This is a genomic window from Micromonospora sp. ATLC20, assembly GCF_057196585.1.
The window spans coordinates 1-6,235 of the sequence record NZ_JBXUOV010000253.1; the positions used below are offsets into that span (position 1 = coordinate 1).

7 protein-coding genes are annotated in these 6,235 nt (G+C 74.2%); 3 read left to right on the forward strand and 4 right to left on the reverse strand.

What is annotated here, in order from left to right; genetic code table 11:
- Positions 1-2,271, forward strand: a 2,271-nt coding sequence (locus AC2CHG_RS29215; protein ID WP_484526008.1) for an ATP-binding protein, incomplete at its 5' end; no start/stop codon positions are given.
- Here the strand turns inward: AC2CHG_RS29215 and AC2CHG_RS29220 are convergent.
- The 3 genes from AC2CHG_RS29220 to AC2CHG_RS29230 all read right to left on the reverse strand — a co-directional run bounded on the left by AC2CHG_RS29220 (position 2,213) and on the right by AC2CHG_RS29230 (position 4,290).
- Positions 2,213-3,007: an ABC transporter permease gene (locus AC2CHG_RS29220; RefSeq protein WP_366624437.1), complete on the reverse strand. Its 795-nt coding sequence runs from the start codon at positions 3,005-3,007 to the stop codon at positions 2,213-2,215. The two genes, AC2CHG_RS29215 and AC2CHG_RS29220, sit on opposite strands and share 59 nt — an antisense overlap.
- Positions 3,004-3,963 (reverse strand): ATP-binding cassette domain-containing protein, encoded by a 960-nt coding sequence (locus AC2CHG_RS29225; protein WP_484526009.1) that lies wholly within the window; start codon positions 3,961-3,963, stop codon positions 3,004-3,006. Before AC2CHG_RS29225 ends, AC2CHG_RS29220 begins: the two co-directional genes overlap by 4 nt.
- Positions 3,964-4,071: 108 nt before the next feature.
- Positions 4,072-4,290, reverse strand: a complete 219-nt coding sequence (locus AC2CHG_RS29230) for a hypothetical protein (RefSeq protein ID WP_013283796.1) — start codon at positions 4,288-4,290, stop codon at positions 4,072-4,074.
- A gap of 84 nt (positions 4,291-4,374) precedes the next feature.
- On the opposite strand from AC2CHG_RS29230, the gene AC2CHG_RS29235 reads away from it, so the two are divergent.
- Together AC2CHG_RS29235 and AC2CHG_RS29240 are read left to right on the forward strand one after the other, a co-directional pair.
- Entirely contained in the window at positions 4,375-5,130 is a 756-nt protein-coding gene (locus tag AC2CHG_RS29235; RefSeq protein WP_402809259.1) for an SAM-dependent methyltransferase, read from the forward strand.
- A 38-nt stretch (positions 5,131-5,168) separates the two neighbouring features.
- The gene (locus AC2CHG_RS29240) at positions 5,169-5,594 is read left to right on the forward strand and encodes an ATP-binding protein (protein ID WP_262015918.1); all 426 of its coding nucleotides are present in this window, start codon (positions 5,169-5,171) and stop codon (positions 5,592-5,594) included.
- 27 nt (positions 5,595-5,621) lie between these two features.
- On the opposite strand, the gene AC2CHG_RS29245 is transcribed toward AC2CHG_RS29240, so the two are convergent.
- Positions 5,622-6,235, reverse strand: a 614-nt coding sequence (locus tag AC2CHG_RS29245) for a DUF3152 domain-containing protein (RefSeq protein ID WP_484526010.1), incomplete at its 5' end; no start/stop codon positions are given.

A 6,235-nucleotide genomic window follows, 5' to 3' on the forward strand; every position in this document is an offset into this window, starting at 1 on the left:
GCGCTGGGGGTCGGCGAGCCGGCCGCCGGGCCGGTCGGCGCACTGCCGGTGCCCGCCGAGCCGGTCGCCGCGATCGTGGCGGCGCTCGGACCGGGGCCGGTGCTGCTGGTGCTGGACAACTGCGAGCAGGTGGTCCGGGGCGTCGCCGAGCTGGTGGCGGCGCTGCTGGCGGCGACCCGGGAGTTGCGGGTGCTGACCACCAGCCGCACCCCGCTGGGGTTGACCTCGGAGGCGGTGCACGCGCTGCCCGAACTGCCGCTGGACACGGCGGTGCAGCTGTTCACGCAGCGGGCCCGCGCCGCCCGGCCGGGCGTGGTGCTGCCCGCCGACCAGGTGGCCGAGGTGTGCCGGCACCTGGACGGGATGCCGCTGGCGATCGAGCTGGCCGCCGCCCGGGTGCGGGCGATGAGCGTGCCGGAGCTGGCCCGCCGCCTCGACGACCGGTTCGGGCTGCTGCGCGGCGGTCCCCGGGACGCGCCACCACGCCACCACACGCTGCACGCGGTGGTCGACTGGAGCTGGAACCTGCTGCGGCCGGAGGGGCGGGCGGCGTTGCGGGCGCTGTCGGTGTTCCCGGACGGGTTCAGCGCGGCGGCGGCGGACCGGGTGCTCGGCGAGGACGCGCTGCCGGTGCTGGAACACCTCGTCGACCAGTCACTGCTGCGGGTGGAGGAGACGCCGGACGCGATCCGGTTCCGGATGCTGGAAACGGTGCGGGAGTTCGGCGCCGCCCGCCGCGCCGAGGCCGGCGAGGACGAGCGGGTGCTGGCGGCGTACCTCGCCTGGGCCCGCGAGTTCGGCCTCGGGCACCACGAGGCGCTGCTCGGCGCCGAACCGTTCACCGCCGTCGCGACGGTCCGCGCCGAGCAGGACAACCTGGTCGCCGCGCTCCGCCTGGCAGTGGCCCGGTCCGACGGGCCGACAGTCGCGGGTGTCGCCGCCGCGCTGGCCGCCGTGTGGACGCTGGACACCAGCTACACCCGGATGCTCGCGCTGGTCGCCGACACCGATTTCCTGCTGTCCCACTACCGTCCGGCGCCGGAGTTCGTGGCGCCGGTCCGCACCGTCGCCGTGCTCGGCGTGGCGCACAACCTGATGATCGCCGGGCGCCGCTCGACCCGCTCGCTGGTCGTGCTGCGCCGCCTGCCGCCGCCCCCGCCGGACACGGTCGCCGGTGCGATGGCGGTGGTGCTGGGCGCGCTCCCCGAGATCGGCGCCGACCAGGCCGTGCTCACCGCGCTGCGCGCGCACCGCGAACCGCTTGTCGCCGCGATGGCGAACGCCCTGGCCAGCTATCTGCTGGAGCAGGCCGGGCGGCCTGACGACGCGCTCGACGCGGCCCGGCGGATGCTCCACGCGCTGGCGCACCGGCCGCTGCGGTGGCTGCTGGTGCTCGCCCACTCCCGGGTCGGTGAACTCTGCATGCAGGCCGAACGCTCGGCGGAGGCCCGGGACAACCTGACCGCCGCGCTGGACCTGCTGGCCGACTCCGGCCCGTGGTGGGACCGCCTCCAGATCCGCTGGAGCCTGGTGCTGGTCAACCTGGCGCTGGGCGAGGTCGACGAGGCGGAACGCTGGCTGCGGCTGGCCACCACCGACGCCTGCGACAGCCGGTACGACGCCCCGCCGGTACCGGACGACCAGTACGGCATGCAGGCGTACGAGCGCGGCATCAGGGCCGAGTTCGCGCTGGCCCGGGGCGATGTCGAGGCCGGCCTGGCCGGTTGGCGGGAGGCGCTGGACGGGTTGCGGCAGCCGTCGAACCCGCTCATCTGGTCCGGCCCGCCCGGCGACGCGCCGTGGCACCTGGAGATCCGGGCGGCCGCCCTGGCCGCACACGCCCGGCACGGCCGGCTGGACCTGGTGCCGGGCCTCGCCGACGCGTTGCGCCGCCGGAGCGTGGCGCTGCTGGCCGACCCGATCGCCGACCCGCCGGGTTTTCTCGTGCAGCTGCCGATCCACGGGTCGCTGCTGCTCGCCGTCGCCCTGGTCGAGCTGGACCGGTCGGGTGGCACCGGCGACGAGGCCATCGGCGCCCGGCTGGTCGCGCTCGCCGAACGCTTCGGCTACCTGCGCAACTTCCAGCCCACCATGTCCTCGGCGGCGGCCCGCCGGGCGGCGCTCGACGCGGACGCGGCGGCGTACGACGCGGCCCGCGCGTCGTACGCCGCCCTCGACCACGACGAGCTGCGGCTCGCCGCCGTGGCGGAACTCAGCGGGACGGATCCCGGTCGTACAGCCGGCGCGCCCACAGGTAGCCGAGCAGGCTGATCCCGGCACACCAGGCCACCGCCGCGACCGCGTCACCGCCGTCGACCGGGCCGGCCAGGAGCAGGCCGCGCAACGTCTCCATGATCGGGGTGAACGGCTGGTGCTCGGCGAACCAGGCGAGCCACCCGGGCATCGAGTCGGTCGGCACGAACCCGCTGCCCAGGAACGGCAGCAGCAGCAGCGGCATGGGCAGGTTGCTGGCGCTCTCCACGGTCTTGGGCACCATGCCCAGCGCTACCGACAGCCAGGTGATCGCGAACGCGGTGAGGGTGAGCAGTCCGACGGCGGCGAGCCACTGCGCCGGGCCGGCGTCCGGCCGGAAGCCGACCAGCAGTGCCACACCGACCACCACCGCCAGCCCGAGCAGCGTCTGCGCCACCGCGCCGACGACGTGGCCGGTGAGCACCGCCGCGCGGGCGATGGACATGGTGCGGAACCGGGCCACGATGCCCTCGGTCATGTCCATGGCCACGGCGATCGCGGTGCCCTGTGCCGCACCGGCCATGGCGAGCAGCAGGATGCCGGGGGTCACGTAGTCGGCGTACGCGGACCGGCCCCCGGCCACACCGCCGAGTCCGTTGCCGAGCGTGCCGCCGAAGACGTAGACGAACAGCAGCAGGAAGATCACCGGCAGGGCGATCACCATGACGGTCAAGGACGGGTAGCGCACCGCGTGCTTGAGGTTGCGGCGCAGCATGGTCGCCGAGTCGCCGACGGTGTGGGCGAGCGTGCTCATGCGGTCACCTTCTCCTCGGTGGGGTGGCCGGTGAGGGCCAGGAAGACGTCGTCCAGGTCGGGGGTGTGCAGGCTCAGCGAATCGACAGCGACACCGGCCGCGTCGAGCCGGTCGAGCAGCGCCCGTACCCCGCTGACGCTCCCGTCGCCCGGCACCCGCAGGGTGAGGTCGTCGTCGTGCCGGGTGGCCGCCGGGAACAGCCCGGCCGCCGCGGCCAGGTGCGCCGCGTCGGTGAAGTGCAGGCGTACGTGGCCGCCGGGCACCAGTCGCTTCAGCTCGGCCGGGCTGCCCTCGGCGACCAGGCGACCGCCGTCGAGCAGCGCGACCCGGTCGGCCAGGTGGTCGGCCTCCTCCAGGTACTGGGTGGTGAGGAAGACGGTGGCGCCCTCGGCCACCAGTTCCCGGACGATCTGCCACATGGCCCGGCGGCTGCGCGGGTCCAGGCCCGCCGTCGGCTCGTCCAGGAAGATCAGCCGGGGGCGGCCGACGAGCGTCATCGCCAGGTCCAGCCGGCGTTTCATCCCGCCCGAGTACGCCGCCACCGGCTTGCCCGCCGCCTCGGTCAGGTCGAAGCGGGCCAGCAGGTCGTCCACCACCCGCCGTCCCTCGACCCGGCCGAGGTGCCGCAGGTCGGTCATCAGTCGCAGGTTCTCCGCGCCGGTGAGCAGCGCGTCGACGGCGGAGAACTGACCGGTCACGCCGATCGCGGCGCGTACCCGGTCCGCTTCGGCGGTCAGGTCGTGGCCGGCGACCCGGACGGTGCCGGCGTCGGGGCGGATCAGTGTGGAGAGGATCTGCACGGTGGTGGTCTTGCCGGCGCCGTTCGGGCCGAGCAGGGCGAAGACAGTGGCCTCGGGTACGCGCAGGTCGACACCGTCGAGCACCACCTGTCTCCGGTACGCCTTGCGCAGCCCGGACACCTCGACCATCGCGCCGGGAGAGTTCGTCGTCGTCATGCCCGCAACCGTGACGGCAGGCGGGATCAGCGCGGTTTCACGACGGTTTCACGCCGCCGAATCACCCGTCGATCGCTCGGTGCACGGACCTCGTGACTGAGCGTGAGATCAGCGCGGCATCTCGCGCCAGCCGGAGCCGCTCGCGCGCCACGCCCCGGCCAGGATCGTCGCTGAGCCACGACTCGGGCACTGCTGAATCCGGGACCGGCCGCTCGCCCCGCCGATCTGCGCCTGGACCTGCCACTGGCTTCCGTCGGTGCGGATGTAGACGTCGCGCCGTCCGCGAGGGTTGCTGACGCCGTTCCACCAGTGTTCCTCGACCACCATGCGGTGACCGTACCCCAGGAGACCCGGACGGGCCCAGACCGGAATTCCGTTGCTCCGCGTGACCGGGTGGCGCACCCTCCACGAATGACCTCACCGGACCTTCCCCGCCAGTTCACCATTCGCGAAGGCGAGCTGCGCATCCTCAACCCGTTCGACGACGTCAAGCTGGCCACGCTGGGCCGGGCGATCCGGCTGCGGCCCGGCGACGAGATGCTCGACCTGTGCAGCGGAAAGGGCGAACTGCTCTGCACCTGGGCCCGCGACCACGGGATCACCGGCACCGGGGTCGACATCAGCACCGTCTTCACCGCCGCCGCCCAGGAGCGCGCCGCCGGACTCGGTGTAGCCGACCGGGTACGGTTCGTGCACGGCGACGCCGCGGCGTACACCCCGGATCGGCCGGTCGACGTGGCCGCCTGCGTCGGCGCGACCTGGATCGGCGGCGGGGTGCCCGGGACGCTGGACCTGCTCGGCCGGGCGTTGCGGCCGGGCGGCATGGCGCTCGTCGGCGAGCCCTACTGGCGGCGTGACCCGCCGGACGACGAGGCGGTCACGGGCTCGCACGCCCGGTCCCGCGACGAGTTCCGCGACCTGCCCGGCCTGGTCGAGTCGTTCGGCGAGTGCGGCTGGGACCTGGTCGAGATGGTCCTCGCCGACCAGGACAGCTGGGACCGGTACGCCGCCGCGCACTGGCTGAACCTGCGCCGCTGGCTGGACGCCAACCCGGACGACGAACTGGCCCCGGAGCTGCGGCGGGAACTGACCGAGGACCCGGTGCGGTACGTCCGCTTCGAGCGCGAGTACCTGGGGTGGGGCGTGTTCGCGCTGCTGCGGCGCTGACCTGCTTAACGAACGGCTACGCAGGGTAAAGCCAGATCATGGGACAGTTGCGCACCTCGCCTCCGCCGCCACAGGCCACCGAGCTGGAGCAGTGGGTGCTTGACAGTCCCGAGGATCTTCGTGGGCTGCGCGCCTCGCTCCGTGACGCGCTGAACCGGCACGGCCTGGTGCAGGGCGAGGATCTGGACGAGGTGCCGCACCTGGTCGTGCTGGTCGCCACCGAGCTGGCGAGCAACGCGCTGCGGCACGGCCGGCCGCCCACCATCGTCACGCTGCTCACCACCGACGACCGGTTTCTGCTCGACGTGGCCGACCACGACGTCAGTTCGGTGCCGGAGCTGACCGACATCAGTCCGACGGACTCGGGCGGGCGGGGTCTGTTCCTGGCCCAGTCGGTCTCGCTCGACGTGGGCTGGTACGCCACCGGGAAGACCAAGAACATCTGGGCCTCGTTCTCCCGGTGAAGACCGGGGCGGCCGCCGGGCGAGGGCTCAGCGGTCCCCGGCCGGGATCGGGTCGTCGTACTGGCCGGGCGGCCCGGACAGCGGCTCGCCGCCCACGATCGGCCACGGGTTCGGCGTGCAGCCGTGCAGGCCGAGCGTCTGCTGCACCATGACCGGCGCCGGGCCGCCGGCCCGGGGGCAGCGCTCGTGGCCGCGGCCCAGCCGGTGGCCGACCTCGTGGTTGAGCAGGTACTGCCGGTAGCGGGAGAGATCGGTCACGTGCGGCACCCCGTACACCCAGCGGGCCACGTTGATCACCACCTGGTCACCGTTGCGGCAGGACGTGTACCTGTCGCTCGGGTCGCCGCACAGCCGCCCCCGGGTGACCGGCGTGGTGAGCAGCACGGTGAAGTCGGCGCGGTCGTCGCGGCCCACCCGTTGCAGCCGCCACCGGCCGTCGCCGGTCCAGCCCCGCCGGTCGGCGAGGGTGGCGGCGACGTCCCGGGCGAACCCCTCCACGTCCACGTTGCGGATGCCGTCCTCGACCGCGACCCGGTAGCGCAGCAGCTCACCGGAGCGGCCGGCGACCGCGCCGACCGTGCCGGCGGTGCGGAACGTGCCGCCGCCCCGGGCCGGGTAGCCGATGCCGGGGGCCACCCGGC